This window comes from Streptomyces sp. NPDC055103 (genome assembly GCF_053607625.1).
In genome coordinates, this window is the sequence record NZ_JBSGTX010000046.1 from 21,784 (window position 1) to 47,964 (window position 26,181).

Here is a 26,181-nt window from a genome sequence, read left to right on the forward strand (position 1 = left end):
GATGGGTGCCGGGGGAGGCCTTGGGCCTTCCTTCCCGACACCCATCAAGCTACGGACCCTTGCGGACAGTTTCTGTCCTCAACACAGGTGAGCGGCGACCCGGGATCAGAAGGGGAACCGACTCCGGCCGTGCTGGATCGAGATCCACTTCTGCGTGGTGAAGGCGTCCACCATCGCGTCGCCGTTGAGCCGGCCGATACCCGAGTGCTTCTCGCCGCCGAAGGGAACGATCGGCTCGTCGTGCACGGTGCCGTCGTTGATGTGGATCATGCCGGTGTGGATGCGCTGGGCGACCCGTACACCCCGCTCGACGTCCCCGGTGTGGACCGCGCCGCTCAGCCCGTACGGGGTGTCGTTGGCGATCCGTACGGCCTCCTCCTCGCCGTCGAACGGCACGATGAGCGCGACGGGGCCGAAGATCTCCTGGGTCAGCACGGGCGAGTCGGCCGGGATGCCCGCCAGGACGGACGGGGAGACGAGGCTCCCGTCGACCGAGCCGTGCAGCAGGGCCGTCGCGCCGGCCGCGACCGTCTGGTCGACGATCGAGGAGACGGCCTCCGCCTGCTGGGAGTTGATCAGCGGGCCGATGTGGGTGGCGGGGTCGGCCGGGTCGCCGACGCGCAGGGTCTTCACCTTCGCCACGAACTTCTCGGTGAACTCCGCCTCCAGGCGGCGGTCCACCAGGATGCGGTTGGCGGCCATGCAGACCTGGCCCTGGTGCACGAAGCGGCTGAAGACGGCCGCGTCCACCGCGTAGTCGACGTCGGCGTCGTCGAGGACGATCAGGGCACTGTTGCCCCCGAGTTCGAGGACGGCGTGCTTGAAGTTCTGCGCGCAGACCGTGGCGACGTGGCGGCCGACCTTGTCGGAGCCGGTGAAGGAGATGACCTTCGGGACGGGGTGGGTGAGGAGCGCGTCGCCGATCTCCGCGATGTCGGTGACGACGACGTTCAGCAGGCCCGCCGGGAGCCCGGCCTCCTCCAGGACCTTGGCGACGAGCGTGCCGCCGCAGATCGGGGTGTTCTGGTGGGGCTTGAGGACGACCGCGTTGCCGAGGGCGAGCGCCGGGGCGACCGACTTGATCGAGAGGAGGAAGGGGAAGTTGAAGGGGGAGATGACGCCGACGACACCGACCGGAAGGCGGTAGACGCGGTTCTCCTTGCCGTCGACCGGGGACGGCAGGATGCGCCCCTCGGGGCGCAGCGCCAGCTGGACCGCCTCGCGCAGGAACTCCTTGGCGAGGTGCAGCTCGAAGGCGGCCTTGAGGCGGGTGCCGCCCAGCTCGGCGACGATCGTCTCGGCGATCTCCGCCTCACGGTCCTCGACGATCCGCAGCGCGCGCTCGAAGACGAGCCGGCGCGTGTACGGGTTGGTCGAGGCCCACTCGGCCTGCGCGCGCTCGGCGGCCCGGTAGGCGCGGTCGACCTCGTCGACGGTGGCGATGGTGATCGACGCGAGCTTCTCCCCGGTGTACGGATTGAAGTCGATGATGTCCCACGAGCCGCTGCCCGGCTTCCACTCGCCGTCGATGTACTGGTGGGCCAGGTCGGTGAAGTGCGACATGGTGGAGACCCCTCTACCCGCTACCCGCGATCAGACTGATGTGGCGTCATCGTACTGATGTGTCAGGAGAGTTGGAGGAGTCCCCGGAGAAGGTCCCGGCTTTCGGCCGGATCCGGACTGTCCTTCTGGAGTCGCTCCATCACGCGCTGGTACTGGGCGACCTCCTCGCGCTTGTCGACGTAGAGGGCGCTGGTGAGCTGCTCCAGGTAGACGATGTCGGAGAGGTCGGACTCGGGGAAGCTCAGCATCGTGAAGGCGCCGCTCTCGCCGGCGTGACCGCCGAAGCTGAAGGGCATGACCTGGAGGGTGACCCCGGGGTGCTCGGAGATCTCGATCAGATGCTTCAACTGGCCCCGCATGACGGCGCGGTCGCCGTAGGGGCGGCGCAGCGCGGCCTCGTCGAGGACGGCGTGGAACTGCGGGGCACGCTCGGAGACGAGGACCTTCTGGCGCTCCAGACGCAGGGCGACACGGCGGTCGATCTCGGCGCGCGGCGCCTCGGGCATGCCCCGGGTGACGACGGCCTGGGCGTACGCCTCGGTCTGCAACAGGCCGTGCACGAACTGGACTTCGTAGACGCGGATGAGGGAGGCGGCGCCTTCGAGACCGATGTACGTGGGGAACCAGCCGGGCAGGACGTCGCCGAAGCTGTGCCACCAGCCGGTGACGTTGGCCTCACGGGCGAGTCCGAGGAGCGCGCCGCGCTCGGTCTCGTCGCCGACTCCGTAGAGCGTGAGCAGATCCTCGATGTCTCTCGCCTTGAAGCTCACCCGTCCCAACTCCATGCGGCTGATCTTGGATTCGGACGCGCGGATCGAGTAGCCGGCCGCCTCGCGGGTGATCCCGCGCGACTCGCGCAACCTCCTCAGCTGGGAGCCCAGCAGGATGCGCCGGACCACGCTCCCGCTCGCTCCGCCGGATTCGCCTGCGGTCACGGCTCTCAGCCTCCCCAATACGGTGTCGAGCCCCCGTCGAGCCCCGGATTCTGCCACCAAACGCTTCAGCGCGTACACATTCGATTACGGAAAGGGGGCGACTTCCGGGCACCTGCTCGAAGGATCGGGGGCGGATCGGGGGCCGGGACGCGCCGATTCGCCCGTCAACCCGCAGGAGATATGCACAGATTCACCACAGGGACGGACAGGTCCGGCGCGTGCACGTGCATCTGCCCTTGCATCCAGTGGTCGCATTCGGAACCATGGACCTCGCGCAGCCGCGTGCTCGTTCGTGTTGTCGTGTTGTCGCACCACAGTCGCGATTCCCGGGAGTGCCTCGCATGGGGACGAATGGATCGACCGTGCTCGAGCCGTTAAGGCAGGGCCTTCCGCCGATCGATCCCGGCGCCGTCTCCACCTCCGCCTCCTGCGCCCTGCCCGCCCGGTACGAAGCCGTGCGCGGGGCCCGGAAGTTCACCAGCGCGACGCTCGACCGCTGGGAGATGACCGACCGGTTCGACGACGTCGCCCTGGTCGTCTCCGAGCTCGTCACCAACGCGCTGCGGCACGCGGTGCCCACCGACGCGGCCCCGGAAGACGGCCAGAACCCACCGGTGAGACTGCACCTCATGCGCTGGGCCTCGCGCCTCGTGTGCGCCGTGCGCGACCCGAGCGGGGAGAGCCCGGAGGTACGCGCCGGCGAGGAGGACTTCGCCGCCGAGTCGGGCCGTGGCCTCTTCCTGGTGGATTCGTTCAGCGACAGCTGGGGCTGGCACCCGCTCGCCGGGACACTCCGGGGCAAGGTCGTGTGGGCGCTGTTCCGGGTCGGCCCGGAGCAGTAGGCGGGCGGTACGGGTGCACGGACGGGTGCGAGGACGGGTGCGAGTACGCGTCCACGGACGGGTGCGAGTACGCGTCCACGGCCGATGACGAATGAAGGGCCCCGGTGGTATCCGCCGGGGCCCTTCCTCATGGCTCTCGTGACACACATGTCCCTGGTGGCACTCATGCATCTCGCAGCACACACGCCTCTCGCGACACCGGGCTCACACGAAGTGGTCGAACTCCCCGTCCTTGACGCCGAGCAGGAGCGCCTCTATCTCCGCCGGCGTGTAGACGAGCGCGGGTCCGTCGGGGTGGCGCGAATTGCGTACGGCAACGTTTCCCCCCGGAAGTTTCGCGAACTCCACGCAGGATCCCTGGGAGTTGCTGTGCCTGCTCTTCTGCCAGACGACGCCTCGCAGCTCCGTGGCCGCCATGCCGTTGTACGCGTGATGCGCATGATGCACTGGTAGCTCCCCGAGTTGCTTGGTGCAGGTGTCAACTTCCTCGGATCATAGCTGTGTTCATATACCAATGCATGAGCAGATGCACGTGCACGGGGGGTGGCGTAGCGGCTACGCGACTCAGCGTGCTACCGAGGAGTACGGCAGAAGTGCCATCTCACGGGCGTTCTTCACCGCCCTGGCGATCTGCCGCTGCTGCTGCGCGCTCACCCGGGTCACCCTACGGCTCCTGATCTTCCCCCGGTCCGAGACGAACTTCCGCAGCAGGTCCGTGTCCTTGTAGTCGATGGAGGTGACGCCGTCGCGGTACAGGGGGTTGGGTCGCGTACGCACCGGCTTGCGCGGGGGCTTCGGGGGCATGGGTCAGACCTCCAGGAGGGTGTCGAAGTCGGAGCCGAGCCGCTTCCAGGACTCGCGCCCGGCGGCGTACTCGGTGTCCGTGAGCAGGCAGGAGCCGAGGAGCTCGGCCAGGCCGTCGCGGTCCAGGCCGGGCGAGGTGAAGACCAGGTGCTGGCAGCGGTCGCCGTGCTCGGGATGCCAGTCGAGGGCCGCGGCTGCCCGCCGTACCGGCGGGACCATCTCCCAGGCGGCGTCGGGCAGCGAGGCGAGCCAGGGGCCGGCGCTCTCCACGCAGAGCGCGCCGCCCGCCGCGTCCCACGCGAGCAGGGTGTCGGGCCGGTCGGCCAGGTAGAAGCGGCCGCGGCTGCGGGCGGCGGCGCAGGTCAGGTCCTCCAGCGCGGCGTAGAGCCGCTCGGGGTGGAAGGGCCGGTGGTGGCGCCAGACGTAGGTGGCGACCCCGTGCTCGTCGGCCTCCTGCGGGAGCAGCGCGCAGGCCGGGTGCTGGGCGGCGGCCGCGGCCTCCACGTCGAAGCCGGCGAAGACCGCGCCGGCGAGGCCGCCCTCCTCGACGGGGATCCGGCGGGCGGTGGGGTGGAGCTGGTCGAGCAGGGCCAGGTCCTCGGAGTCGGCCTCGATCTCGGCGCCCTCGACGACGGCGAGGACGGGCGCGTACTCCAGCTGGCGCGCCCAGGTGTCGGCGACGGTACGCCGGTCGGTGGCGGCCGCGGCGAGCCCGACGTCGGCGAGGTCGTCGCCGTTGCCGAGGTACGGCAGGAGGAGCGCCGGGTCGACGGCGGTCACGACGGCGCCGATGGGGAAACCGGCGGCGGCGACGACCTCGGCCATCGCCTTGGGCTCGACGGAGTCCCAGAGCTCGACGACCGCGAGCCGGGTGAGCCCGGAGTCGCGGAGCCGCTCCAGCTCGGGGACGAGGTCCTCGCGCAGGGCGCAGCAGGCGCAGTCGTTGACGAGCGGGGTGTCGCCCGCGGACAGGACTCCGGTGGCGTCCCGGACGGTACGGGCGACGGTCCCGGTCTCCGGGGCCGTCGCGAGGTCGTGGTGGAGCGCCACGCTGCCGGGGACGTCGGCCAGGAGCCGGTCCACGGCAGCGCGGCGGGCGTCGGAGTGCAGACCTCCGACGAGGGCGACGGTGAGCATCAGCGGGCCTCGCGCCGTCCGTACCGCTTCTCGAAGCGCTCGACGCGGCCGGCGGTGTCGAGCACGCGCGCGGTGCCGGTGTAGAAGGGGTGGCTCGCCGAGGAGATCTCGACGTCGACGACGGGGTACGTGCGCCCGTCCTCCCACTCCACTGTCCTGTCACTGCTGAGCGTGGAGCGGGTGAGGAAGGCGAAGCCGCCCGCCTTGTCGCGGAAGACGACGGGTTCGTACGGGGGGTGGATGCCGGGCTTCATGCGGGCTCAGCGCTCCTCTCGGAAGTCGACGTGCGCGCGGACGACCGGGTCGAACTTGCGCAGGGTGAGGCGGTCGGGGTCGTTGCGGCGGTTCTTGCGGGTGACGTAGGTGAATCCGGTGCCGGCGGTGGACCGGAGCTTGATGACGGGGCGGAGTTCGTTGCGGGCCATGGTGTGTAGAGTAAATGAAAATGGTTCCCATTTCCAATGAGAAGCCGAAACCCCTACGGAGAGGTAGGTCACCCTTGTCCGCCCACTGCCAGCTGACCGGCGCGCGGCCCGGATTCGGCAACCGGATCTCGCACTCCCACCGGCGCACCTCGCGCCGCTTCGACCCCAACGTCCAGAGCAAGCGGTACTGGCTGGCCGGCGAGGGCCGGTACGTCCGGCTCACGCTCAGCGCCCGCGCGATCAAGACCGTCGACACGATCGGCGTCGAGGCCGCCGTGGCCCGCATCCGGGCGCGCGGGGTGAAGGTCTGATGGCCAAGCGCAGCAAGATCGCACGCAACGAGCGGCGGAAGGCGGTCGTGGCGCGGTACGCCGAGCGGCGGGCCGAGCTGAAGGAACTCGTCCGCCGCCCCTCCACCCCGGCCGCGGACCGCGAGGCGGCGGTACGGGAACTCGCCCGCCAGCCCCGCGACGCGAGCGCCACCCGGGTACGGAACCGGGACGCGGTGGACGGCAGGCCCCGGGGCCACCTGCGGAAGTTCGGGATGTCCCGGGTCCGGATGAGGGGTGCGGCGCACGCGGGCCTCCTGCCGGGGGTGCGCAAGGCGTCGTGGTGACGGGCGGCGCCCGGCGGTCGGCGGTCGGCGGTCGGCCCGGCGCCTGGCCGTGTGGTCGGCCGGTCGGCCGGCGCGTCAGTCGGCCCCGTCAGCGGGCCGGTCGGCCGGTTGGCGTCCGGAGTTCTAGCGCGCCGGAGCGGCGTCCGTCAGCGCCTCCGTGAGGTCGTCCAGGGCGCCGAGGAGCAGCCCGGCGCCCTTGTCGAGGAGGAAGTGGTCCGGCGGGGCGGCCGACCAGGCGGCGACGGTCTCCCGGAGGTCGTCCCAGCGCGGTTCCCTCCGCTCCCGTACGTCCTTCGCGCCCCGCTCCGTCGACCGGTGCAGGGCCTCCGCGAGGGTCGCGGCGGCGGGCAGGGGCACAGCGCCGCGGTCCGGCAGGTGCGCCTCCAGGAGCATGGCCGCCCGGCCGAACTCCGCCAGGGCGTGCCCGGCCTCCTCCGCCGTCGCGTGCGAGAGCCCGCGGTGGCGTACCGGCTCGTGGGTCGCGCGGGCCACCGCCTCCTGCCAGGCCACGCGGGCGGCCCGGGTGGCGAGGAGCGCCTCCCGGACGTCGGGGCAGGACTGGCCGGCGGGTTCGGCGTACCGGGCGGCTACGGCGGCGGCGTACCGGCCGGCCGCCGTCAGCCAGTCGGCGAGGCGGCCGCGCAGCCGGGGCGTCTCCCAGGCCGGGTAGACGGCGTACGCGAGCATGGCGAGCAGGCCGCCGAGGAGGGTCAGCAGCACCCGCTCGCGGACCGTCTGCGTGAGGCCGGCGCCGTCCATGCCGAGCAGGAAGACGACGTACGCGGCGACGCAGACCTGACTGACCGCGTACCCCGTGCGCATCAGCAGGTACATCCCGAAGGCGCACAGGACGGCGAGCGCGGCGGACAGGTACACGCCCGGCTGGGCCGTCCGGACGACCGCCGTCGCGAGCGCCACGCCGACGAGCGTGCCGCCGAAGCGGGCCACCGAGCGGGCGTACGTCTGCGAGAAGTCCGGCCGCATCACCATGACGGAGGCCATCGGCGCCCAGTAGCCGTGGCCGAAGGGGAGCCAGGTACCGAGGAGGTAGCCGGCGGCGGTGACCGCCGAGACGCGGACGGCGTGGCGCAGGACCGGCGAGTCGGGGCGCAGCTCGGCGCGCATCTTCGCGAGGACGATCGGCGCGAGCCGGACCATCGTGGGCCGGGTGCGGGCCTCGTCCGTGGTCGTCGTCTCCGTCCGGGGCTCCGCCGTCTCGACGACGTCGCCGAGGAGCGCGGCGAGGCGGACGGCGGCGCGGCGCGGCGGGCCGGAGAGGATCGCGCCCGTGTCGGGGGTGCGGAGGGCGGCGACGGCCGCCGGGGGGAGGGCGACCGGCTCGCCGTGCCGGATGGCGTGCGCGGCGGCGTCGAGGACGGCGCCCGCGGCGGCGAGCAGCTCGCGCACGCGGTCCCGTTGCGGGCCCTCCTCGGGCACGCCGACGGCCGGGTCCGCGAGGGAGGCGAGGACCGGGCGGATCCGCTCGGCGAGCCCCCGCGCGCCGTGCAGCTCCGCCGGGCGGCTGCGGGCCTGGCGGGGCGTCACGGCGGCGGCACTGCGGGCCGTCATGAGCGGTACGGGGTCGAAGGGGGCGACCGGGTCGTGCCGGAGGCGGCGGGCATAGTCCGCCTCGGCGGCGAGCGCGTCCGCGAGGGCGTCACGCTGGGCGCCCCAGCGTCTGACGGGGAGGAGGACGACGAGGGCGGCCTGGACGACACCGCCGGCGAAGATCATGGCGGCGTGGCCCGCGGCGGCGGCGACGGAGGTGGGGAGGGTGACCGTCACGAGCATCATCGCCACGTTGGAGGAGGCGATGATGCCGGCGGTGGGGCCGGCGGCCCAGGCGAGACCCGAGAGGAACGTCCAGATCAGCAGCAAGGCGAGGAAGAGGACCGGATGGGCGCCCGCGCCGGTGACGTAGCCGAGGAACGTCGACACGGCGAGGCTGGCGCCGGAGGCGAGGGCGAGGGTGGGGCGGGGGCGCCAGGAACGCTGGAAGGTGGCGATGGCGGCCTGGAAGGCTCCGAAGGCGGAGGAGACGGCGACAGCGGGGCCGAAGAGGGCGAGGGAGAGCCCGACGACGAGGGCGAGTCCGAGAGCGCCGCGGGCGGCGATGGCGGGTTCGAGCCGTCGCCGCTCGACGGTGAGCCCCGAGCGGGTGGTCTCCTTCAGGGCCCGGAGCCAACTCATGACCCCGAGCGTATCCGCGAACCGCCATCAACCGGGCATTTCACACCGTCGCCCTCCTAGCTAGGGCAGGTGGCGGCGGTTCGGGTGGAGACCGGCCTTGTCCGCCGCCGTCGCGCCGTGGTTCCAGCCGTCCTCGTCCCAGGCCGCGCGGACCCTGGTCGCCCGGGTCTCCGGGAAGAGCTCGTCCGTGCGGGCCGTGACCGCGAGGTCGCGGGAGGCGAGGGCCGGGAGGAGCGTCGGGGCCTCGGCCGCGACCCGGCGGGACGTCGCCGAGAGGCGGGTGCCCAGCCGGTTGGCGTAGGCGAGGAGGAAGGACTGGCGGAAGGACTTCGTGCGCTTGCGGCCGCCGGCCCGCTGCTCCGCCTCCGCCCGCGTCATCGCCGCCGTCCCCTGCACGAGCAGCGACGTGTACAGCAGCTCCACCGGGTCGAGGTCCGCCTCGAAGCCGACCACCGTGGAGAAGCCGTACGCCTCGTTCCACACCGCCCGGCAGTGGTTCGCCGTCGCCACCGCGTCCAGCAGGATCGCCTTCGCCTGCTCGTACGGCGGCTCCACGCCGATCCGGATCGCGCCGGGCGTCTCGGGCGACGGGGCGCCCGCCGCGAGCGTCGCCTCGTCCAGGCTGTGCCGCGCCATCAGCTCCTGGGCCTTGGCCGTGAGCGCCTCCGCCTCCTCCGGGTAGCCGGTCGCCTCCGCCTTCGCGAGCAGCGCCCTGATCCGGCCGAGCATGCGCGGCTCCCCGGCGGTCGCCGGCGGCAGCACCTCCCCCGGGACCGGGCCGACGGCGTCGAGCCTCGGCAGCCTGACCAGGATGCGGTACAGCTCCAGGACGGTCGTCGCGTACGAGAAGCGGTCGGCCGGCCGGACGGTGCCGGGCTCCAGCTCGTCGAGCTGGGCCTGCCACCGGTGGGGCAGCCGCTCGTAACCGGCCGTCTCGGCCCTGATCAGGGCCGAGAGGAGGCGGACGTGCTCGTCGGAGAGCTCGCGGCGGGCCGTACGGATCAGGTCCGCCGGCTGCCAGCCCCTCCCCCACAGCGTCCGGACGAACTCCTCGCCGCGCCGGGTCAGTTCCGCGTCCGCGCCGCGGTCGGCGGCGAGGAGCGAGGCCGCCGTGTCGAGCGAGTCGTCGTCCCTCGCGTACAGCGCCTCGAAGGCCTTGTCGATGGTGGTGGTGCTGCTCACGCCGTCCTCGTGTCCCATTCCTCGCGCGACCGGGCGATCACCGCACGGTGGTCGGGCGACCAGTCGATCAGCTGCTTGATCAGGTGCGTCATGCTGTGGCCGGTCTCGGTCAGCGCGTACTCCACCTGCGGCGGGGTGTGTGCCCTTCGGACATCGATGCGCCTCCTTCCGCCGTCTTCACTCTCACCCCACGATGGTCTCAGCGGTCCCGGCCGTCACCGTCCCAGGTCCCCGGGGGGCTCATGCCGCCGCCGGGTACGGGGAGCACGACACCGCCCTACGCGAGGGGTAGGCCTGGCCCTACCCCCTGGACGCCCGGCAGTGGTCGTGATCGGCGGGGGCGGAAACGGTTCGCTTGAGCCATGACGACGACCACGGACACGAACACGACCGCCGTACGGCTCCGAGGGCTCGCCCGCCACCACCGAGACGTCCGCGCACTCGACGGCGTCGACCTCGACTTCACCGCCGGGACCTTCACCGCCGTCATGGGCCCCTCGGGCTCCGGCAAGTCCACGCTGCTCCAGTGCGCGGCCGGGCTCGACCGGCCCACGTCCGGGAGCGTGGAGGTGGGCGGCACCGCCCTGGAGGGGCTGAGCGAGCGGCGGCTGACCCTGCTGCGGCGGGACCGCATCGGCTTCGTCTTCCAGTCGTTCAACCTGCTGCCCAGCCTGACGGCCGCGCAGAACGTCGCCCTGCCGCTCCGTCTCGCCGGCCACCGCCCGTCCCGTACGGAGGTGAGGGAGGCGCTCGCCCGCGTCGGGCTCGCCGGGCGGGAGCGGCACCGGCCAGGCGAGCTCTCCGGCGGGCAGCAGCAACGGGTTGCGATCGCGCGGGCGTTGATCACCCGGCCGGCCGTCCTCTTCGGCGACGAGCCGACGGGCGCGCTCGACTCGACGACGAGCCGTGAGGTGCTGGCCATGCTGCGCCGGCTCGTCGACGAGGACGGCCAGACGATCGTCATGGTCACCCACGACCCGGTGGCGGCGGCGCGCGCGGACCGGGTGGTGTTCCTGGTCGACGGCCGCCTCGCGGGCAAACTGACGGCGCCGACGGTGGAGTCGGTCGCGGCCCGGATGGCGGGACTTGAGGCGTCGGTGACCCCTGCGAGCCCCGGTGGCCCCGGTGGCCCTGCTGGCCCTGCTGGCCCTGCTGGCCCTGCTGGCCCTGCTGGCCCTGCGAGCCCCGCGAGCCCTGCGAGCCCTGCGAGCCCTGCGAGCCCTGCGAGCCCTGCGAGCCCTGCGAGCCCTGCGAGCCCCGCGAGCCCCGCGAGCCCCGCGAGCCCCGCGACCCCCGCGACCCCCGCGACCCCCGCGACCCCCGCGAGGAGCCTCGCATGCTGATCGTCGTCCTCAGCGGTATCCGGGCCCGCTGGGCCTCCTTCCTCGGCGGATTCCTCGCCCTCGCCCTCGGCGTCGGGCTGCTCACGACGACGGGCCTCGGCCTCTCCGCCACCTTTCACGCGCCCGAGCGTTCTCCCCAGCGGTTCGCCTCCTCGCCCGTCGTCGTGCAGGGTCAGGACCGGCTGACGCTCGACGTGCGGCGCGGGCCCGACACCGTCCCCGTGTCGCAGCGGCTCGACCGTCCACAGCCTGTGGACAAAGAACTGCTCCGCGAGCTCGGCAACCGGTGGCCCCTCACCACCTCCGGCGGTCCCGACGCCGTCGGCGTCGACGCCCCCGCCGCCGAGGTCCGTGCCCTGGTCGGCGACCGCGCCCAGGTCCTCACCGGCGACGAACGACGGCGCGCCGATCCCGACCCCGAGCGGGACGCCCAGGCCCTCGTCGGCCTGAACGCCCTCCTCGGCACCACCGGCGGCGTCACCGCCTTCGTCTCCGTCTTCGTCGTCGCCTCCACCTTCGCCTTCGCCGTCGCCCTGCGGCGCCGCGAGTTCGGCCTGCTCCGCACCGCCGGAGCCACCCCCGGGCAGGTCCGGCGGATGCTCCTCGCCGAGGCGACCGTGCTCGGTGTACTCGCCTCCGCCACCGGCTGCGCGCTCGGCGCCGCCGGCGCGCCCCTGCTGGCCCGGACGCTCGTCGACGGCGGCCTCGCACCCGAGTGGTTCGCCGTCGGCGACGCCGTCTGGCCCTTCCACCTCGCCTTCTGGACGGGCCTGACCGTCGCCCTCGCCGGGGCCGTCGCCGCGTCCCGCCGGGCCGGGAAGGTCGGCCCGACGGCCGCACTGCGCGAGGCGGACGTCGACACCGACGTCCTGCCGCTCGGCCGGGCCCTGCTCGGCACGGGACTGCTGCTCACGGGGCTCGGGCTGCTCGCCTGGACGGGCGTCACCGAACCGTCGGAGCTGCTGAAGCGGAAGACGTACACGACCCTCCCGATGCTCCTGATCGGCGGCGTCGCCCTGCTCTCCCCGCTCCTGGTCCGGCCCGTGGCGCGACTGCTGCGGCCGCGCGGGGCGGTGGGGACGCTCGTACGGGAGAACAGCGCCGCCTCCGTACGCCGGACCGCCGCCGTCGCCGCGCCCGTCCTCGTGACCGTGGCGCTCGCCGGGACGCTCTTCGGGTCGGCGGCGAGCGTCACGCGGACCAGGGGCGTCGAGGCTCGGGAGCAGACGGCCGCTCAGTACGTGGTGAGCGGGGCAGGCTTGAAGCCGGTGACGGCCGGAGTTCCGGCGGGCGCCGTTCTCTCCCCCACCGCGTCGACCTCGCTCTTCGTACGGGACGGGGGCGAGGCCGTCGTGAAGTACGGGGCGCGGGCGGTCGCCGACCCGGCGGCCTTCGCCGAGCTGGCCCGGCTGCCCCTGGTCGCGGGGGACCTGCGGGATCTCGACGACCGGTCGATCGTCGTCAACGAGGAGTTCGAGCGGCACCGGGTCGGCGAGAGCGTCGAGATCTGGCGCGCGGACGGGAGCGGTCCCGTACGGCTCCGGATCGTAGCCGTCCTCGCGCTCGGGACCGGCGACAACGGACCGTACGTCACCCGGGCGCACGCCCCGGGCGCCCCGCTCGACCGGATCGAGGCGCGCGGCGGCGGCGCGGCGGCGGCGCGGGCCCTGGCGGCGAGCGGGGGGACCGTCAGGACCGCCGACGCGTGGGCGGCGGCCGACCGTCCGGCGAGCGGTCCGCAGACCCGGCTCGGCCTGATCCTGGTCCTCGGCATCGCCCTCGTCTACACGGTGATCGGCCTCGCCAACACGCTCCTGATGGCGACCTCCGTACGCGGCGGGGAGCTGGCCTCCCTCCGGCTGGCCGGCGCCACCCGGGCCCAGATCCTGCGGGTGGTCACGGGCGAGGCGGTGCTCGCCACCGCGATCGGAGCCGTGCTCGGTCTCGCGGTGACGGCGGCCGTCCTCGGCACCCTGGGGGCGGGCCTGGCCTCGCTCTCGGCGCCGGTGGCCCTGGTCCTGCCCTGGGCCACGGTCGGCGCGGCGGCGGCGGTGTGCGCGACGGTCGCGGTCGCCGCGTCGGCCCTGCCCGCGTGGCGGCTCACGCGCTGAGCGGCGATGGTGGGACACGGGGCGGTGACATGGGTCGGAGCCGGGTCACCGCCCCTCCACGCGCGCGGGCGGGCAGTCGGGTTCCACGCGCGCGTAGAGCCTGCGGAGCGCACGCGCGGAGAGCCCCACTGAGCCTTTCGGAGCGCACGCGCGCGTAGAGCCCCACTGAGCCTTTCGGAGCGCACGCGCGCGTAGAGCCCCTACCGACCCCGAGGGAGCCCTACGGAGCCGAGTCCGCCGGCTTCGCCGCCCGCCACTCCGGCGCGAGGACCGACCAGACCTCCTCGTCGTACACCTCGCCCCGGTAGGCGTAGCTCTCGCGCAGGACGCCGTCCCGGGTCATGCCGAGGCGCCGGGCGACGGCGATGCTCGGCTCGTTGACGGAGGAGACCACCCACTCCACGCGGCGGATCCCCCGCACCTCGATCGCCCAGTCGATGAGCGCCCGCGCGGCCCGGGTCACCAGGCCCTTGCCGACCCCGGCCGGTTCCAGCCAGCAGCCCGCCTCGGCCCTGCCGCTCGCGGTGTCCAGCGTCCGGAGGATGACGGCGCCGACGAGCGTCCCCTCCCCGGACCAGATGCCGCAGATCCGGCCCGTGTCGGCCGCCACCTTCTCCGCGTACAGCCGGAGGAAGGCCCGGCTCGACTCCAGGTCGGTCACGACGTCGGGAAGGCCGTTGCGGGCGCCGATGAACTCCCGCCCCCGGTCCATGTGCGCCAGGAACTCCTCGGCCTGCCACGGTTCGAGCGGGCGCAGCTCCGCGCCGTCGTCTCCCAGCGGTATCGCGTACATCATCGTCGTCGTCGCCTTCCACGGTCGGATCCTGGCCTCACGGCGGACGGATCGTCTCACCCTCCGCCGACAGCCTCCACCGACATTCGGGCGGGGCGCGACACCCTTACGGGACCAGGACCAACTTGCCCCGCACGTGGCCCGATTCGCTCAGCTCCTGGGCCCGGGCCGCCTCCTTCAGGGGAAGCGTGTCGGCGAGCCGGACCGCGAGGGTGCCCTCCACCGCCTGCCGGGCCTGGGCCGTGAGCACGGCGCGTACGGCGTCCGGGGCGCCGCTGACGCCGGAGAAGGCGATCCCGTACTCCGCCGCGTCCGTCGCCGCGATCGTCGCGATCCGCCGCTTGTCCGCGATCCCCTCCCCGCCCAGGAGCTCGATCGCGACCGGCAGCACGCCGTGCCCGGCCGCGTCGAAGACCGCGTCGACGCCGTCCGGCGCGGCGGCCCTGACACGGTCGGCCAGACCGTCCCCGTACGCCACCGGGGTCGCGCCGAGCTCCCTGAGGTAGGCGTGGTTGGACTCCGACGCGCTGCCGACGACCGTGATCCCGGCCGCGACGGCGAGCTGGACGGCCACCGAGCCGACGACACCCGCCGCCCCGTGCAGGAAGAGCGTCTCGCCCCGCCGCGCCCCGATCAGGTCCAGGACCCGCTGGGCCGTCTCCCCGGCCACCGGCAGGCTCGCGGCGGCCTCCCAGGAGAGCCCGGCGGGCTTGGGAGCGACCGTGCCGGCGATGGCGTACTGGGCGTAGGCGCCGGTCTTCGTCCAGCCGAGGACCTCGTCGCCGACGGCCAGGTCGGTGACGCCCTCGCCGAGCGCGTCGACGGTGCCGGCGAACTCCAGGCCGGGGACGGCGGGGAAGGTCGTCGGGTAGAACGCCTCGACCCAGCCGTGACGCCGCTTCCAGTCGACGGGGTTGACGCCCACGGCCGCCACCTTGACCCGGACCTCGCCGGGCCCCGGCTCCGGCACCGCGACCCCGGACTCGTGCCGCAGCACGTCATGGCCGCCGAACTCCTCGTACACGATCGCTTCCATGTCAGCCTCCAGCGCTGCCCGTTCACGTCTCTTGTTCGTTCCTCGACGTGCTCCAGCCTGCGCCCGACACCCTCCCCTCCCCGCCCTCCCAACGGCCAGTCCCACCTGGCCGAAAGACCGGCCGGGCCCGCCCCTCCGCCGACTACGCTGCATCGCATGGACGCGCTCACCCTGACCTCCGCGTACGAGATCCTCCGGCAGCCGCTCGGCGAGATTCTCCCCAAGGTCTCGGCCGCCCTCGCCCCGCTGATCCCGCACGAGGACGCCGCCGAACTCTCCACCCACTGCGCGCACTCCCCCTTCAAGGCCCTCGGCGGTTCGGCGGGGCTGACCGCCGCCGAACTGACGCCGCTGCTCCTGGCGGGCGTCCCCGGGAGCCCCTGGCAGGGCGTCGCGACGATCGGCGGGCGTGAGCGCGAGGTCGTCGCCGTGAAGAGCGACGCGACCCGGCGCGGGTCGGTCCTCGTGCTCGTACGGGAGGACGGCGCCGCCCCGGCGGACGCGGCCGGACTGGCCGTCGCGCAGGCCCTGTGGCACCTGGTGACCAGCCACTTCGACCGGTTCGCGGCGGAGGCCCTGCCGGGGGCCCTGGCCCGTTCGCGCGCGGCGGCCGACACCCGGGCCCGGGTCATCGCGGAGCTGTCGACCGCGCACGCGGCGGCGCTCTCCGGTGTCCTCGGGGTGCTGCGCAGCCGGGCCCTCGACGACACGACGGCCCGGACGACCGCGACCGACCTGGCCGCCACCGCGCTGATCGAGATGCGGGCGGAGCAGCGCCGGGACCGGCAGGTCGCGGAGGAGCCCGCCGGCGACGCCTTCGAGCGGCTCGCCGGCGAGCTGCGGCCGATGCTGCGGCACAGCGCGGTCCGGCTCGACCTGGGCGCGCCGGACCGGACCGCTCGCTCGCGGCGGACGTGGCGCACAGCGCACGGGCGATCGTCCGGGCGCTGCTCCTGATCGTCCTGGAGCAGGACTCGGTGCGCCGGGTCCACGTCGGCTGGCAGCTCACCGAGCACGAGCTGAGGGCCTCGGTGCGGGACGACGGGGCGGGCGCCCTGGCCCCCTGCGACCTGGGCGCGGGCAGCATCCGGGACCGTCTGGAGGTGCTCGGCGGGCGGCTCGACATGGACGCGGTGCCGGGCTGGGGCACGACGATCACGGCGGTCGTCCCGCTGGCGACCCCGGAGGCGCCGGTCGAGGCGGCGCACCCGCTGACCGGGCTCGGCGAGCGGGAGGTGGAGGTGCTGCGGCACCTGGCGCTCGGGCACCGGAACCGGCGGATCGCGGAGGAGCTCCACATCAGCGAGTCGACGGTGAAGTTCCACGTGGCGAACATCCTGAACAAGCTGGACGTCGGCTCGCGCGGCGAGGCCGCGGCGCTGTTCCACGCGGCGGCGTAGGCGCGGGAGCACCGGTCCCGGCCTGCCTCACGGGCGCTGTCAGTGGCGGGTGCCAGACTCGCACCCATGAGCGAGAGGTGGGCGCTGGCCGCCGAGGCGGAGGGGGACGGAGCGCTGCTCGTGCCCCTCGGCCGGGACGGGCTGCCCGCCGGGGAGGTGCGGCGCGAGCCGGACCTGGTGGCGGCCGTGCGGGACCGGCCCGACGTGGCCCGCTGGGTGTGGCGGTCGACGGCCGAGGTGTATCCCCGGCTGCTCGCCGCCGGGGTACGGGTCGAGCGGTGCTACGACATGGAGGACGCCGAGCAGCTCCTCCTCGGGCACGAGGGACGGCTCGGGGAGCCGCGTTCGGCGGCGGCGGCCTGGGCGCGCCTGCGGAACGCTCCCGTACCGCCCGATCCGCCGCAGCGCAGCGCCGAGCCCGGTTCGCAGGACTCGCTCTTCGAGCCGAGGCCCGTCGTCTCCCTGCCCTTCGAGGGGCTCCTCGCGGTCTACGCGGAGCAGCTCGCCCGCCACGACCGGGCCGAGCACCCGGGCAGGATGCGGCTGCTCACGGCCGCCGAGTCGGCGGGGATGCTGGTCGCCGCCGAGATGCACAAGGCCGGGCTGCCGTGGCGGGCGGACGTGCACCGGGACCTGCTGCACGAACTGCTCGGCGAGCGGTACGCGGGCGGGGGCGAGCCGCGCCGTCTCGCCGAGCTCGCGGACGAGGTGTCCGCGGCGTTCGGGCGGCGGGTCCGGCCGGATCTGCCCGCCGATGTGGTGAAGGCCTTCCAGCAGGCCGGCATCCGGCTGAAGTCGACCCGCCGCTGGGAGCTGGAGGAGATCGACCACCCGGCGGTGAAGCCGCTGATCGCGTACAAGAAGCTCTACCGGATCTGGACGGCGCACGGCTGGTCCTGGCTGGCCGACTGGGTCCGCGACGGCCGTTTCCGGCCCGAGTACCTGCCGGGCGGCACGGTCAGCGGGCGCTGGACGACCAACGGCGGCGGGGCGCTGCAGATCCCGAAGGTGATCCGGCGGGCGGTGGTCGCCGACGAGGGCTGGCGGCTCGTCGTCGCCGACGCCGACCAGATGGAGCCGCGGGTCCTCGCCGCGATCTCCCGGGATCCGGGCCTGATGGAGGTCGCGGGCCACCCCGACGACCTGTACAGACGGCTGTCGGACCGGGCCTTCTCCGGCGACCGCGACCACGCCAAGATCGCGCTGCTCGGCGCGATCTACGGGCAGACCAGCGGCGACGGCCTGAAGAACCTGGCGGCGCTGCGGCGCCGCTTCCCGCGCGCGGTGGCCTATGTCGACGACGCGGCGAAGGCGGGCGAGGAGGGCCGGCTCGTCCGGACCTGGCTCGGCAGGACCAGCCCGAAGGCGGTCGGCGCGGGTGACGACGACGAGGCGGGACTGCCCCAGGAGGGCGGCGAACCGGCGTCGGAGGACGGAGAGTTCGTCCCGGGGTACGCCTCGGGGAACGCCCGGGCGCGCGGCCGGTTCACCCGTAACTTCGTCGTGCAGGGCAGCGCCGCCGACTGGGCGCTGCTGATGCTGGCGGCGCTGCGGCGCTCCCTCCGGGGGATGCGGGCGGAGCTGGTCTTCTTCCAGCACGACGAGGTGATCGTGCACTGCCCGGCGGAGGAGGCGGAGGCGGTCACGGCCGCGATCAGGGAGGCCGGGGACGAGGCGGGGCGGATCGCGTTCGGGGAGACGCCGGTGCGGTTCCCGTTCACGACGGCGACGGTCGAGCGGTACGCGGACGCCAAGTAGAGCGGTACGGGGACGCCGAACAGAGCGGTACGCGGACGCCAAGCAGACGGGGAAGAAGAAGGGGGTGGCGGCCCGCGGCCCACCACCCCTTCTCCCCCTCCCCCGTTCGCCCTGGTGTCAGTTCGAGGGCAGCGTCTGCCACCTCGGGCTCAGCGCGAGCGTCTTCAGCTGCTCCATCGTCAGCGCGGGCTCGGCGCGCGTGGCGTCGTCGTGCTGCGCACCGGTGTTGAAGGCGGAGACGACGACCCGGAAGCCCTCGGGGGTGATGGTGTCGACGTTCCACCAGACGACACCGGCGCCGCCCTTCTCCCCGGCCTGCTGGGTGAGCTTGACCATGCGGCCGTCGGGCAGGGTGGTGCCGCCGGCGGCGATGTGGCCGGCCACGTCGCCCATGTTCGGCTGGACGTTGATCTCCAGAAGGCTCTTCCCCTTGCCGTCGTCGACGACCATGAAGCCGTAGCCGGAGTCGCCGCCCTTGTCCGTCACCTGAAGGCCCTCGGGCAGGAGGCCGCGCAGGGTGGCCTGGATGGCGGGACCGCTCGCCTCCTTGGGTGCCCGGGAGGCCGATTCCGGGGAGGTGTCCGTCTTCGGGAGCGCGGGCAGCCGCGCGAGCAGCGGCCCCCAGTCGTCGGCGGTGACGATGGCCTTCAGCTGGGCGGCGGTGAAGGGCGGGTTCTCGCGGCTGATCGCGGCGCCCTTCTCGGCGGCGGCGTTGTACTCGCTCGCGTTGATCAGGAAGCCGTCCTTGGTGAGCAGGACCGCCCGCCAGTTCTTGGTCTCCTCGCGCCGGTCGGGGTACTCGTACCCCTGGATGACCATCAGCCGGCCACCGCCCGGCAGCTTGTCCTCGTCGCAGCTGTCGAAGTCGACGTGGACCTTGCTCGGGCACGTGACCTGGCCCGAGCCGGCCTCGCCGTCGCCCGGGGCGGCGCGCTGGAAACCGACGGAGACGGAGGCCTTGCCGTTGCCGTCGTCGTAGATCCCGAGGGCGTGCTGGCCCATGCCGTCCAGGTTCTCGAACTGCCACGTCCCCGCGGGGGTGTTGGACTGGAGGACGGCCGCGATGTCCTTGACCGGGAGCTGCGCCTCCCGGATCTTCATCTCCTGGCGCCGCTTCTCCTCCGGGCTCAGCGGCGTGGGCTCGGCGGTGGCGGTGGTCGGCTTGGGGGCCGCGGCCACATCGGCGGCTGTCGACTTGCCGCCGGTGCCGAGCAGCGACCCGCCGTACACACCGCCGATGCCGACGGCGGCGAGCGCGAGGGCGCCGCCGGTCACCGCGAGGCGGCGGCGCGCCAGGCGGCGCCGGCCGCGGGTGAGTCCACCGGAGACGAGTTCCTGCCGACCGTCGACGGAGAAGGCTTCGCCCGTGCTGCGCAGGACCGAGCCGAGCTCTTCCTCGAAGCCCTCGTGCGGGGAACGTTCGTTCTGAGGCATGCCGAAACCACCGTTTCCGGTTCGTGGGTGAGAAGTCTGATGGAGGGGGAGGAGCGGAGGCGTGCGGGTCAGCGCGTGGCGAACTCGGCGATGCTGCCGCCGAGCCGTTCCCGCAGCTTGGCCAGTGCCCGTACGGAGCGGGTGCGGACCGCCGCGGAGCTGACGTGCAGGGCGTCGGCGGTCTCCTCGATGCTGCGGTCCTCCCAGTACCGCAGCACCACGACCGCCCGGTCCTTGGGCGCGAGCCCGGCCAGCGCGTCGAGCAGCGCGATCCGGAGTGCCGGGTCCTCGCCGTTCTCGGGGGCGCGGTCGGGCAGCTCGCCGAGGGGGCGCTCCGTGGCGGAGCGGCGCCGCTGGTGGCTGAGGAACGTGCGGACGAGCACGGTCTGGGCGTACGCGGCGGGGTTGCCGATCCGTGCCATGCGGCCCCACAGGGCGTACATCCGGCCGAGCGTCTCCTGCGTGAGGTCCTCGGCGAGGTGGGTGTCGCCGCTGGTCAGCAGGCATGCGGAACAGGTGCCCCGTGCGTGCGGAGGCGAACTCCAGGAACTCGTCCGCGCGGGACTTTCTCATGCCCCTCCCTTCTGTCGCGGTCACGTGGCGTGGTCGCCGTACACCTCATTGACGCGACGGAGGTGAGGAAATGTTTCAGCGGATCGCCGACGAAATCCTTGAGGTGGTCCCCCGCCCGACGGGTCCCAAAAGCGGAATCGGGTAATCCTGAAGTATGAACACTCTCGGCGCAGCAGACGTCCTGGCCGCTGGAGTTTGGCAGGCAGGCCTGGGACAGGTCCTCGGCGGGCTCGTCCTCGTCGCCGTCCTCATCGGCGCGTTCTGGCTCGGCTACCGGATCCGCAACCGCGAGCCCGCGCCCCCGAAACCGGAGGAACAGCCGCACCGGCCGGAGACCGAACGGCCGCCCGGCGAGATGTCCGAGTACCGCAGGCCGGCGGAGATGCCGCACACCGACGGCGAACACCGCCTCATGCCCTACCAGCTCAAGGACTCCGGCACCTCGGGCACCGAGACCTCGCCGGACCCGCCGAGCGAGGAGAAGCGCAAGTGGGGCGGGATCTCCAGCGGCGGCTTCGGCAGCGGCGGCACGGGCCACGGCGACTAGTCGGCGCCCGGTTCGCGGTACAGGCCCTGAGCCGCCCTCACGGAGGTCACGACCGGTGGATGACGACGAGGTCCTCGCGGCTCGCGCGGAGGAGCGCGAGCCGCGCCTGAAGGCCGTCGCGTACCGGATGCTCGGCTCGCCCGACGAGGCCGAGGAGGCGGTGCGGGACGCCGTACGGGAAGCGGTGCGGGAGGCGGTGCGCGCGTCCGTACGCGAGCCGGCGGAGAAGTCCGTACGCGAGTCGGCAGGGGCGTCCGTACGCGAGTCGGCAGGGGCGTCCGTACGCGAGTCGTCAGGGGAGTCCGTACGCGAGTCGTCAGGGGAGTCCGTACGGGAGTCGGCAGGGGCGTCCGTACGGGAGTCGGCAGGGGCGTCCGTACGGGCCGCCCCCGTCCCCGTACGGGAGACGGCCCGGCCGCCCGTCACCGGCGGGCAGGTGCTCGACGCCCTGGCCCGGATCTGCCTGGCACGACTCCGCGCTCGCGAGACCCGTCGGACAGCCCCCTGGGATCCCTGGGACCCCTCGGACCCCGTCCGTCACGACCCGGCGGACCCCGATACCGCCCTCATGACGGCCCTGGACGCGCTCACCCCGCCCGAGCGGCTCGCCTTCGTCCTCCACGACCTGTTCGACCTCCCGTACGAGGAGATCGCCCGCGCCCTGGAACGCACCCCGGCCGCCGCCCGTCAGCTCGCCGCCCACGCCCGGCAGCGGGTGCGAGGCAGCGAGGAGATGCCAGCACCCGACCCGGCACGCCAACGGGAGACCGTCGCCGCCTGCCTGGCGGCCTCGCGGGCCGGGGACTCCGAGGCGCTGCGCGCGCTCCTCGACCCGGACGTGGCGCTGCGGGCCGACCCCTCCGCCGTACGGGCGGGGGTCCGGCCCGCGCACGGGGCGGGGGCGGTGGCGCCGGCCCTCGCCGCGCGAGCCCGGAAGGCCCGCCCGGCCCTGGTGGACGGGGCGGCGGGCCTGGCCCTGACCCGCGGCGGACGGCCGGACACGGTCTTCTCCTTCACCGTGCTCGACGGCCGGGTCACCTCGGTCGACGTCCTGGCGGACGAGGGCCACCTCGGCCGCCTGACCGTCCAGGACCTGGCGGAGAACACCGCCGCCGCCTGACCGTCCAGGCCCTGGCGGAGAACACCGCCGCGACCTGAACGCCGTCACTCCCCCAGCACGCGCCCGGCGCGCTCGGCGACATGCGCGGGCGGGGCGAAGCCCTCCGGCAGGACGGGGTCGGTGACCGGCTCGCCGAAGGTGGTCACGATGGGCAGGACACCCGCCCACAGCCCGAGCGCCGCGTCCTCGGACTCACCGTCGTCCGGCGGCCCGCTGCTGATCTTCACCGAGGCCTCGGTGAGGTCGAGCGCGAGGACGGAGGTCGCGGCGAGCTCCTTGCGGCTGGGCTTCCGCACGTACTCCCACTGCCCCGGCGAGCTCTGCTCGGTGAGCGCCCGCAGCCCGCGGAGCTTCTCGTCCGGATCGGTCACGATCCGCGGTATGCCGTAGATCATCGCGCAGCGGTAGTTGACACTGTGCTCGAAGACGGAACGGGCGAGGACGAGACCGTCGACATGCGTGACCGTGACGCAGACGGTGGTGTCGGGGGACTGGACCAGACTGCGGCTGGCGACCGAGCCGTGGAGGTAGATCCGGTCGCCGTCCACGCCGTACACGGTGGGCACGACCATCGTCGTCCCGTCGACGGGCACCCCGAGGTGGCAGAGGAAGCCGGCGGCGAGCACGGCGTCCAGATCGGCCCGCCGGTGACTGCCCTTGTCCCGCATCCGCCGCAGCCGGGTCCGCTCGGTGACGCCCAGGTACCCGCCGCCCGCCGCTTCGCCGCCGGCTCCCACGGCTTCCACGCCTTCTTCAGCTTCCACGGCTTCCACGGCTTCTTCAGTGGCGCTCATGCTGCCCTCTCGTTCCCCGACCGGTTGTCCTGGTGTTCTACGGGCTCACGATCCGCCACCGCCACCGGCGCCCACCTGTCGGAACACCCGCCGCTCGCGAGCTCGCGTCTGCGCCGGGCCTCGGGCAGCGCGGACAGCGCGTCGGCGTCGTCGGGCGAGCAGCAGAAACGCAGCAGGCGGTCGCCCACGGGCGCCGGGGTCTGTACGTCGACTCCGACGTCGCGGTTCCTGCCGACGGCCGCGGCGACCCAGCCGGAGGAATGCGAGAGGCTCACGCCCAGGTCGGGACGGTCGGGTAGGTACGGCCGCCGGGCCTCCCGCCGATCCGGCTGCCAAGGAGGCAAAGAAGGCCCAGAAGGCCCAGAAGGCCCAGAAGGCGAAAGCCAAGCGAAAGAAGGAGGCCAAGGCCAAGAAGGCCGCGAAGAGGGGCTGCCAGCCCCTCCGCTCACGCATCGCTCACGCAAGCCGTTCCCACGGCGTTCCCGACACGCGACGCGCACCGCCCGGGCATGAAAAAACCCCAGGTCACGGCGAGTGAGTCCTGGGGTAATTCCGAGCCGCCTTCGGGATTCGAACCCGAGACCTACGCATTACGAGTGCGTTGCTCTGGCCAGCTGAGCTAAGGCGGCTTGCCGTGCAGACCCATGTTGGGTGCAGCAGCGCCGCCAAGTCTACACAGTTTCCGGGGGTGCTCCGACCACCTCCGGATCATGGCTATGAGCAGCGCTTTCCGTCTTGCGGAGGAGTGCCTTCCAGGAGGTACGCGTTGATGGCCGTGTCGACACAGTCGCTGCCCCGGCCGTACGCCGTGTGGCCGTCGCCCTCGTAGGTCAGGAGGGTTCCGGAGGAGAGCTGGTCGGCCAGGGAGCGGGCCCACTTGTACGGGGTGGCCGGGTCGCGGGTGGTGCCGACGACGAGGATCGGGGCGGCTCCGTCGGCGGTGATGCGGTGGGGGCTGCCGGTGGGCCGCTCGGGCCAGTAGGTGCAGTTCAGGGCCGCCCAGGCGAGGCCCTCGCCGAAGACCGGGGAGGCCTTCTCGAAGGACGGGACCGCCTTCTCGGCCTCTGCGGGACCGGCGTAGGCGGCCGGCAGGTCGAGGCAGTTCACGGCGGCGTTGGCGGGCATCAGGTTGGCGTACGTGCCGTCCGCCTCCCGCTCGTAGTAGCTGTCGGCCAGGGCCAGCAGGGCCGAGCCCTCGCCGCCGATCGCCCGGGTGAGGGCCTCCCGCAGCTGGGGCCAGGCGCCCTCGTCGTACATCGCCGCGATCACGCCCGTCGTCGCCAGGGACTCGCCGAGCTCGCGACTCTCGCCCGTCGGCACCGGCTTCGCGTCCACGTCGCGGAAGAACGCCCGCAGCGCCTCGCCGGCCGCCGCGACCGACTCCGTGCCGAGCGGGCAGTCCGGCTTCCGGACGCAGTCGGCGGCGAAGGCCCGGAAGGCCGTCTCGAAGCCGGCGGTCTGGTCGCGGTTGAGGTCGAGCGCGGACAGGGACGGGTCCATCGCCCCGTCGAGGACCAGGCGGCCGACACGGCCGGGGAAGAGCTCGGCGTAGGTGGCGCCGAGGAACGTGCCGTACGACGCCCCCACGTAGGAGAGCTTCTCGTCGCCGAGCACCGCCCGCAGGATGTCCATGTCCCGGGCCGTCTCGACCGTGGAGACGTGCGGCAGGATCTTCCCCGAGCGCTTCTCGCAGGCCGCCGCGAACTCCTTGAAGGCCGCGCTCAGCGCGTTGGTCTCCGCCGCGTCGTCGGGCGTCTGGTCCACCTGCGTGTACGCGTCCATCCGCGGGCCCGTCAGGCACTCGACCGGCTCACTGCGGGCGACCCCGCGCGGGTCGACGGCCACCATGTCGTAGCGGGCGCGGACGGGTGCGGGGTAGCCGATGCCCGCGTACCCCTGGAGGTAGCCGACGGCCGATCCGCCGGGCCCGCCGGGGTTGACCAGGAGCGAACCGAGCCGCTTCCCCGGGCCGGTCGCCCGGATCCGCGAGACCGCCAGCTCGACGTCACCGCCGTCCGGCTTCGCGTAGTCGAGCGGGGCGAGCAGCGTCGCGCACTGGAAGCCCGCCACACCGCAGTCCCGCCACTTCGGCCGCTGTCCGTAGTACCTCTTCAGCGCCTCGCCCTCGGGCGCGGCCGAGGCCGAGCCGGAGGCGCGGGCGGCCGATGTCGTCGTACGGGACGCGGCGGCGTCGCTTCCGCCCGTGCAACCGGAGAGGATCAGTCCGGCGGCCGCGAGGGCTGTGGCGGACGTACGGAGCAAACGCCTGGAGTCCATCCCCGGAGCGTATCCGCACGAGTACGGAACGTGTCCAATCGTCCGGGATGCCTGTGGACAACGTCCACAGCTCGTCAGACACGCCCTAGTCGCGGAGCGCCATCGTCATCGCCTCCACCGCGAGCAGCGGTGACACGTTCCTGTCGAGGGCGTTCCGGCAGGCCAGGATCGCCTCGATGCGGCGCAGCGTCCGCTCCGGGGTCGTGTCCCCGGCGATCCGCTCCAGCGCGTCCCGCACGTCCACGTTGGCGATGGCCGAGCGCGAGCGGAGCTGGAGCGCGAGGACGTCACGGTAGAAGCCGGTGAGGTCGGTGAGCGCGAGGTCCAGGCTGTCGCGCTGGGTACGCGTCTTGCGCCGCTTCTGCCGCTCCTCCAGCTCCTTCATCGCACCGGCGGTACCGCGCGGCATCCGCCCGCCCTGTCCCCCGCCGAGCGCCGCCTTCATGTCCTCGGTCTCCTTGACGTCGACCTCCTCCGCGACCTGCTTCGCGTCCTCGGCCGCCGCGTCGACCAGCTCCTGCGCGGCCTTGAGGCAGCCGCCGACGTCCCCGACCCGCAGCGGCAGCTTGAGGACGACGGCTCTGCGCGCCCGGGCCCGCTCGTCCGTGGCGAGCCGCCGGGCGCGGTCGATGTGCCCCTGGGTCGCGCGGGCCGCGGCCTGCGCCGCCGCCGGCTCGATGCCGTCGCGCCGCACGAGCACGTCGGCCACCGCCTCCACCGGCGGCGTCCGCAGGGTCAGATGGCGGCAGCGGGAACGGATCGTCGGCAGCACGTCCTCCAGGGAGGGCGCGCAGAGCAGCCAGACCGTGCGCGGCGCGGGCTCCTCGACGGCCTTCAGCAGCACGTTCCCCGCGCCCTCGGTGAGCCGGTCGGCGTCCTCCAGGACGATGACCTGCCACCGGCCGCCCGCCGGCGAGAGCTGGGCGCGCCGGACGAGCTCGCGGGTCTCCTTCACACCGATGGACAGCAGGTCCGTACGGACGATCTCCACGTCCGCGTGGGTGCCGACGAGCGTCGTGTGGCAGCCGTCGCAGAATCCGCAGCCCGGGACCCCGCCCATGGCCCGGTCGGGGCTCACGCACTGCAGCGCGGCGGCGAACGCCCGCGCCGCCGTCGCCCGCCCGGAACCCGGCGGGCCGGTGAACAGCCAGGCGTGGGTCATCTTCGACGCCTCGGGGGCGGGCGCTCCGGCGGCATGGGCGGTCACGAGCGCGTCGGCGTCGCGCGCGGCGGCCGCGAGCTGTTCCTCGACCTTCGCCTGTCCGACCAGGTCGTCCCATACGGCCATGTCTGCCCCTCCT

At 73.6% G+C, this 26,181-nt stretch carries 26 protein-coding genes, 1 tRNA gene and 2 pseudogenes; 10 read left to right on the forward strand and 19 right to left on the reverse strand.

What is annotated here, in order from left to right; all coding sequences use genetic code 11:
- Positions 1-105: 105 nt before the first annotated feature.
- Entirely contained in the window at positions 106-1,563 is a 1,458-nt protein-coding gene (locus tag ACWFR1_RS26375; protein WP_453555201.1) for an aldehyde dehydrogenase family protein, read from the reverse strand.
- A 62-nt stretch (positions 1,564-1,625) separates the two neighbouring features.
- Positions 1,626-2,498: a helix-turn-helix domain-containing protein gene (locus ACWFR1_RS26380; protein WP_359674972.1), complete on the reverse strand. Its 873-nt coding sequence runs from the start codon at positions 2,496-2,498 to the stop codon at positions 1,626-1,628.
- Between the two features lie 341 nt (positions 2,499-2,839).
- On the opposite strand from ACWFR1_RS26380, the gene ACWFR1_RS26385 reads away from it, so the two are divergent.
- Positions 2,840-3,340 carry an ATP-binding protein gene (locus ACWFR1_RS26385; protein ID WP_453555203.1) on the forward strand — a complete coding sequence of 167 codons (501 nt, stop codon included), beginning with the start codon at positions 2,840-2,842 and terminating at the stop codon, positions 3,338-3,340.
- Between the two features lie 204 nt (positions 3,341-3,544).
- On the opposite strand, the gene ACWFR1_RS26390 is transcribed toward ACWFR1_RS26385, so the two are convergent.
- From ACWFR1_RS26390 to rpmG, 5 genes are all read right to left on the reverse strand, one after another.
- Positions 3,545-3,757 carry a DUF397 domain-containing protein gene (locus ACWFR1_RS26390; RefSeq protein ID WP_453555273.1) on the reverse strand — a complete coding sequence of 71 codons (213 nt, stop codon included), beginning with the start codon at positions 3,755-3,757 and terminating at the stop codon, positions 3,545-3,547.
- Positions 3,758-3,904: 147 nt separating this feature from the next.
- A complete protein-coding gene (gene rpsR, locus ACWFR1_RS26395; protein ID WP_453555205.1) occupies positions 3,905-4,144 on the reverse strand; it encodes a 30S ribosomal protein S18 in 240 nt (79 codons plus the stop codon).
- Between the two features lie 3 nt (positions 4,145-4,147).
- Positions 4,148-5,281: a CobW family GTP-binding protein gene (locus ACWFR1_RS26400; protein WP_453555207.1), complete on the reverse strand. Its 1,134-nt coding sequence runs from the start codon at positions 5,279-5,281 to the stop codon at positions 4,148-4,150.
- Positions 5,281-5,535 carry a type B 50S ribosomal protein L31 gene (locus tag ACWFR1_RS26405; protein ID WP_453555209.1) on the reverse strand — a complete coding sequence of 85 codons (255 nt, stop codon included), beginning with the start codon at positions 5,533-5,535 and terminating at the stop codon, positions 5,281-5,283. Before ACWFR1_RS26405 ends, ACWFR1_RS26400 begins: the two co-directional genes overlap by 1 nt.
- 6 nt (positions 5,536-5,541) lie before the next feature.
- The gene (gene rpmG, locus ACWFR1_RS26410; protein WP_024758461.1) at positions 5,542-5,706 is read right to left on the reverse strand and encodes a 50S ribosomal protein L33; all 165 of its coding nucleotides are present in this window, start codon (positions 5,704-5,706) and stop codon (positions 5,542-5,544) included.
- A gap of 74 nt (positions 5,707-5,780) precedes the next feature.
- Between rpmG and rpmB the strand changes: the two genes are divergently transcribed.
- Both rpmB and rpsN read left to right on the forward strand, forming a co-directional pair.
- The gene (gene rpmB, locus ACWFR1_RS26415; RefSeq protein WP_453555211.1) at positions 5,781-6,017 is read left to right on the forward strand and encodes a 50S ribosomal protein L28; all 237 of its coding nucleotides are present in this window, start codon (positions 5,781-5,783) and stop codon (positions 6,015-6,017) included.
- Positions 6,017-6,322: a 30S ribosomal protein S14 gene (gene rpsN, locus ACWFR1_RS26420; protein WP_453555213.1), complete on the forward strand. Its 306-nt coding sequence runs from the start codon at positions 6,017-6,019 to the stop codon at positions 6,320-6,322. The genes rpmB and rpsN overlap by 1 nt, the downstream gene beginning before the upstream one ends.
- 123 nt (positions 6,323-6,445) lie before the next feature.
- On the opposite strand, the gene ACWFR1_RS26425 is transcribed toward rpsN, so the two are convergent.
- Genes ACWFR1_RS26425 through ACWFR1_RS26435 form a run of 3 tightly spaced genes read right to left on the reverse strand, consistent with a single transcriptional unit; the run spans position 6,446 to position 9,819 of the window.
- On the reverse strand, positions 6,446-8,512 hold the full coding sequence (locus tag ACWFR1_RS26425) for an FUSC family protein (RefSeq protein ID WP_453555215.1): 2,067 nt from the start codon (positions 8,510-8,512) through the stop codon (positions 6,446-6,448).
- Between the two features lie 60 nt (positions 8,513-8,572).
- Positions 8,573-9,694: a DUF2786 domain-containing protein gene (locus ACWFR1_RS26430; RefSeq protein ID WP_453555217.1), complete on the reverse strand. Its 1,122-nt coding sequence runs from the start codon at positions 9,692-9,694 to the stop codon at positions 8,573-8,575.
- Positions 9,691-9,819: a hypothetical protein gene (locus ACWFR1_RS26435; RefSeq protein WP_453555219.1), complete on the reverse strand. Its 129-nt coding sequence runs from the start codon at positions 9,817-9,819 to the stop codon at positions 9,691-9,693. Before ACWFR1_RS26435 ends, ACWFR1_RS26430 begins: the two co-directional genes overlap by 4 nt.
- Positions 9,820-10,056: 237 nt before the next feature.
- Here ACWFR1_RS26435 and ACWFR1_RS26440 point away from each other — a divergent pair.
- Both ACWFR1_RS26440 and ACWFR1_RS26445 read left to right on the forward strand, forming a co-directional pair.
- Positions 10,057-10,788 (forward strand): annotated as a pseudogene (locus tag ACWFR1_RS26440) (ABC transporter ATP-binding protein); the annotation flags it as partial.
- Positions 10,789-11,030: 242 nt separating this feature from the next.
- Entirely contained in the window at positions 11,031-13,148 is a 2,118-nt protein-coding gene (locus tag ACWFR1_RS26445) for an FtsX-like permease family protein (protein WP_453555221.1), read from the forward strand.
- A gap of 220 nt (positions 13,149-13,368) precedes the next feature.
- On the opposite strand, the gene ACWFR1_RS26450 is transcribed toward ACWFR1_RS26445, so the two are convergent.
- Positions 13,369-13,941: a GNAT family N-acetyltransferase gene (locus ACWFR1_RS26450; RefSeq protein WP_453555275.1), complete on the reverse strand. Its 573-nt coding sequence runs from the start codon at positions 13,939-13,941 to the stop codon at positions 13,369-13,371.
- A 106-nt stretch (positions 13,942-14,047) separates the two neighbouring features.
- The gene (locus tag ACWFR1_RS26455) at positions 14,048-14,977 is read right to left on the reverse strand and encodes an NADP-dependent oxidoreductase (RefSeq protein WP_453555223.1); all 930 of its coding nucleotides are present in this window, start codon (positions 14,975-14,977) and stop codon (positions 14,048-14,050) included.
- A gap of 156 nt (positions 14,978-15,133) precedes the next feature.
- Between ACWFR1_RS26455 and ACWFR1_RS26460 the strand changes: the two genes are divergently transcribed.
- From ACWFR1_RS26460 to ACWFR1_RS26470, 3 genes are all read left to right on the forward strand, one after another.
- Complete coding sequence (locus tag ACWFR1_RS26460) at positions 15,134-15,934, forward strand: hypothetical protein (RefSeq protein WP_453555225.1); 801 nt, start codon at positions 15,134-15,136, stop codon at positions 15,932-15,934.
- On the forward strand, positions 15,892-16,377 hold the full coding sequence (locus ACWFR1_RS26465) for a LuxR C-terminal-related transcriptional regulator (RefSeq protein WP_453555227.1): 486 nt from the start codon (positions 15,892-15,894) through the stop codon (positions 16,375-16,377). Before ACWFR1_RS26460 ends, ACWFR1_RS26465 begins: the two co-directional genes overlap by 43 nt.
- 66 nt (positions 16,378-16,443) lie before the next feature.
- Positions 16,444-18,135 (forward strand): bifunctional 3'-5' exonuclease/DNA polymerase, encoded by a 1,692-nt coding sequence (locus ACWFR1_RS26470; protein WP_453555229.1) that lies wholly within the window; start codon positions 16,444-16,446, stop codon positions 18,133-18,135.
- Positions 18,136-18,252: 117 nt separating this feature from the next.
- On the opposite strand, the gene ACWFR1_RS26475 is transcribed toward ACWFR1_RS26470, so the two are convergent.
- A complete protein-coding gene (locus tag ACWFR1_RS26475) occupies positions 18,253-19,569 on the reverse strand; it encodes a hypothetical protein (protein WP_453555231.1) in 1,317 nt (438 codons plus the stop codon).
- 68 nt (positions 19,570-19,637) lie between these two features.
- Positions 19,638-20,142 (reverse strand): annotated as a pseudogene (locus tag ACWFR1_RS26480) (SigE family RNA polymerase sigma factor).
- Between the two features lie 154 nt (positions 20,143-20,296).
- Here ACWFR1_RS26480 and ACWFR1_RS26485 point away from each other — a divergent pair.
- The gene (locus ACWFR1_RS26485; protein ID WP_453555233.1) at positions 20,297-20,689 is read left to right on the forward strand and encodes a DUF6479 family protein; all 393 of its coding nucleotides are present in this window, start codon (positions 20,297-20,299) and stop codon (positions 20,687-20,689) included.
- A gap of 55 nt (positions 20,690-20,744) precedes the next feature.
- The gene (locus ACWFR1_RS26490; protein WP_453555235.1) at positions 20,745-21,809 is read left to right on the forward strand and encodes a sigma factor-like helix-turn-helix DNA-binding protein; all 1,065 of its coding nucleotides are present in this window, start codon (positions 20,745-20,747) and stop codon (positions 21,807-21,809) included.
- A 44-nt stretch (positions 21,810-21,853) separates the two neighbouring features.
- Here the strand turns inward: ACWFR1_RS26490 and ACWFR1_RS26495 are convergent, their stop codons facing one another.
- From ACWFR1_RS26495 to ACWFR1_RS26515, 5 genes are all read right to left on the reverse strand, one after another.
- Positions 21,854-22,477: a pyridoxamine 5'-phosphate oxidase family protein gene (locus tag ACWFR1_RS26495; RefSeq protein ID WP_453555277.1), complete on the reverse strand. Its 624-nt coding sequence runs from the start codon at positions 22,475-22,477 to the stop codon at positions 21,854-21,856.
- A 122-nt stretch (positions 22,478-22,599) separates the two neighbouring features.
- The gene (locus ACWFR1_RS26500; protein WP_453555236.1) at positions 22,600-22,878 is read right to left on the reverse strand and encodes a 4'-phosphopantetheinyl transferase family protein; all 279 of its coding nucleotides are present in this window, start codon (positions 22,876-22,878) and stop codon (positions 22,600-22,602) included.
- 280 nt (positions 22,879-23,158) lie between these two features.
- A tRNA-Thr gene (locus tag ACWFR1_RS26505) sits at positions 23,159-23,232 on the reverse strand.
- A gap of 85 nt (positions 23,233-23,317) precedes the next feature.
- Positions 23,318-24,880: an alpha/beta hydrolase gene (locus tag ACWFR1_RS26510; protein WP_453555238.1), complete on the reverse strand. Its 1,563-nt coding sequence runs from the start codon at positions 24,878-24,880 to the stop codon at positions 23,318-23,320.
- An 85-nt stretch (positions 24,881-24,965) separates the two neighbouring features.
- Complete coding sequence (locus ACWFR1_RS26515) at positions 24,966-26,168, reverse strand: DNA polymerase III subunit delta' (protein WP_453555240.1); 1,203 nt, start codon at positions 26,166-26,168, stop codon at positions 24,966-24,968.
- Between the last annotated feature and the right edge of the window lie 13 nt (positions 26,169-26,181).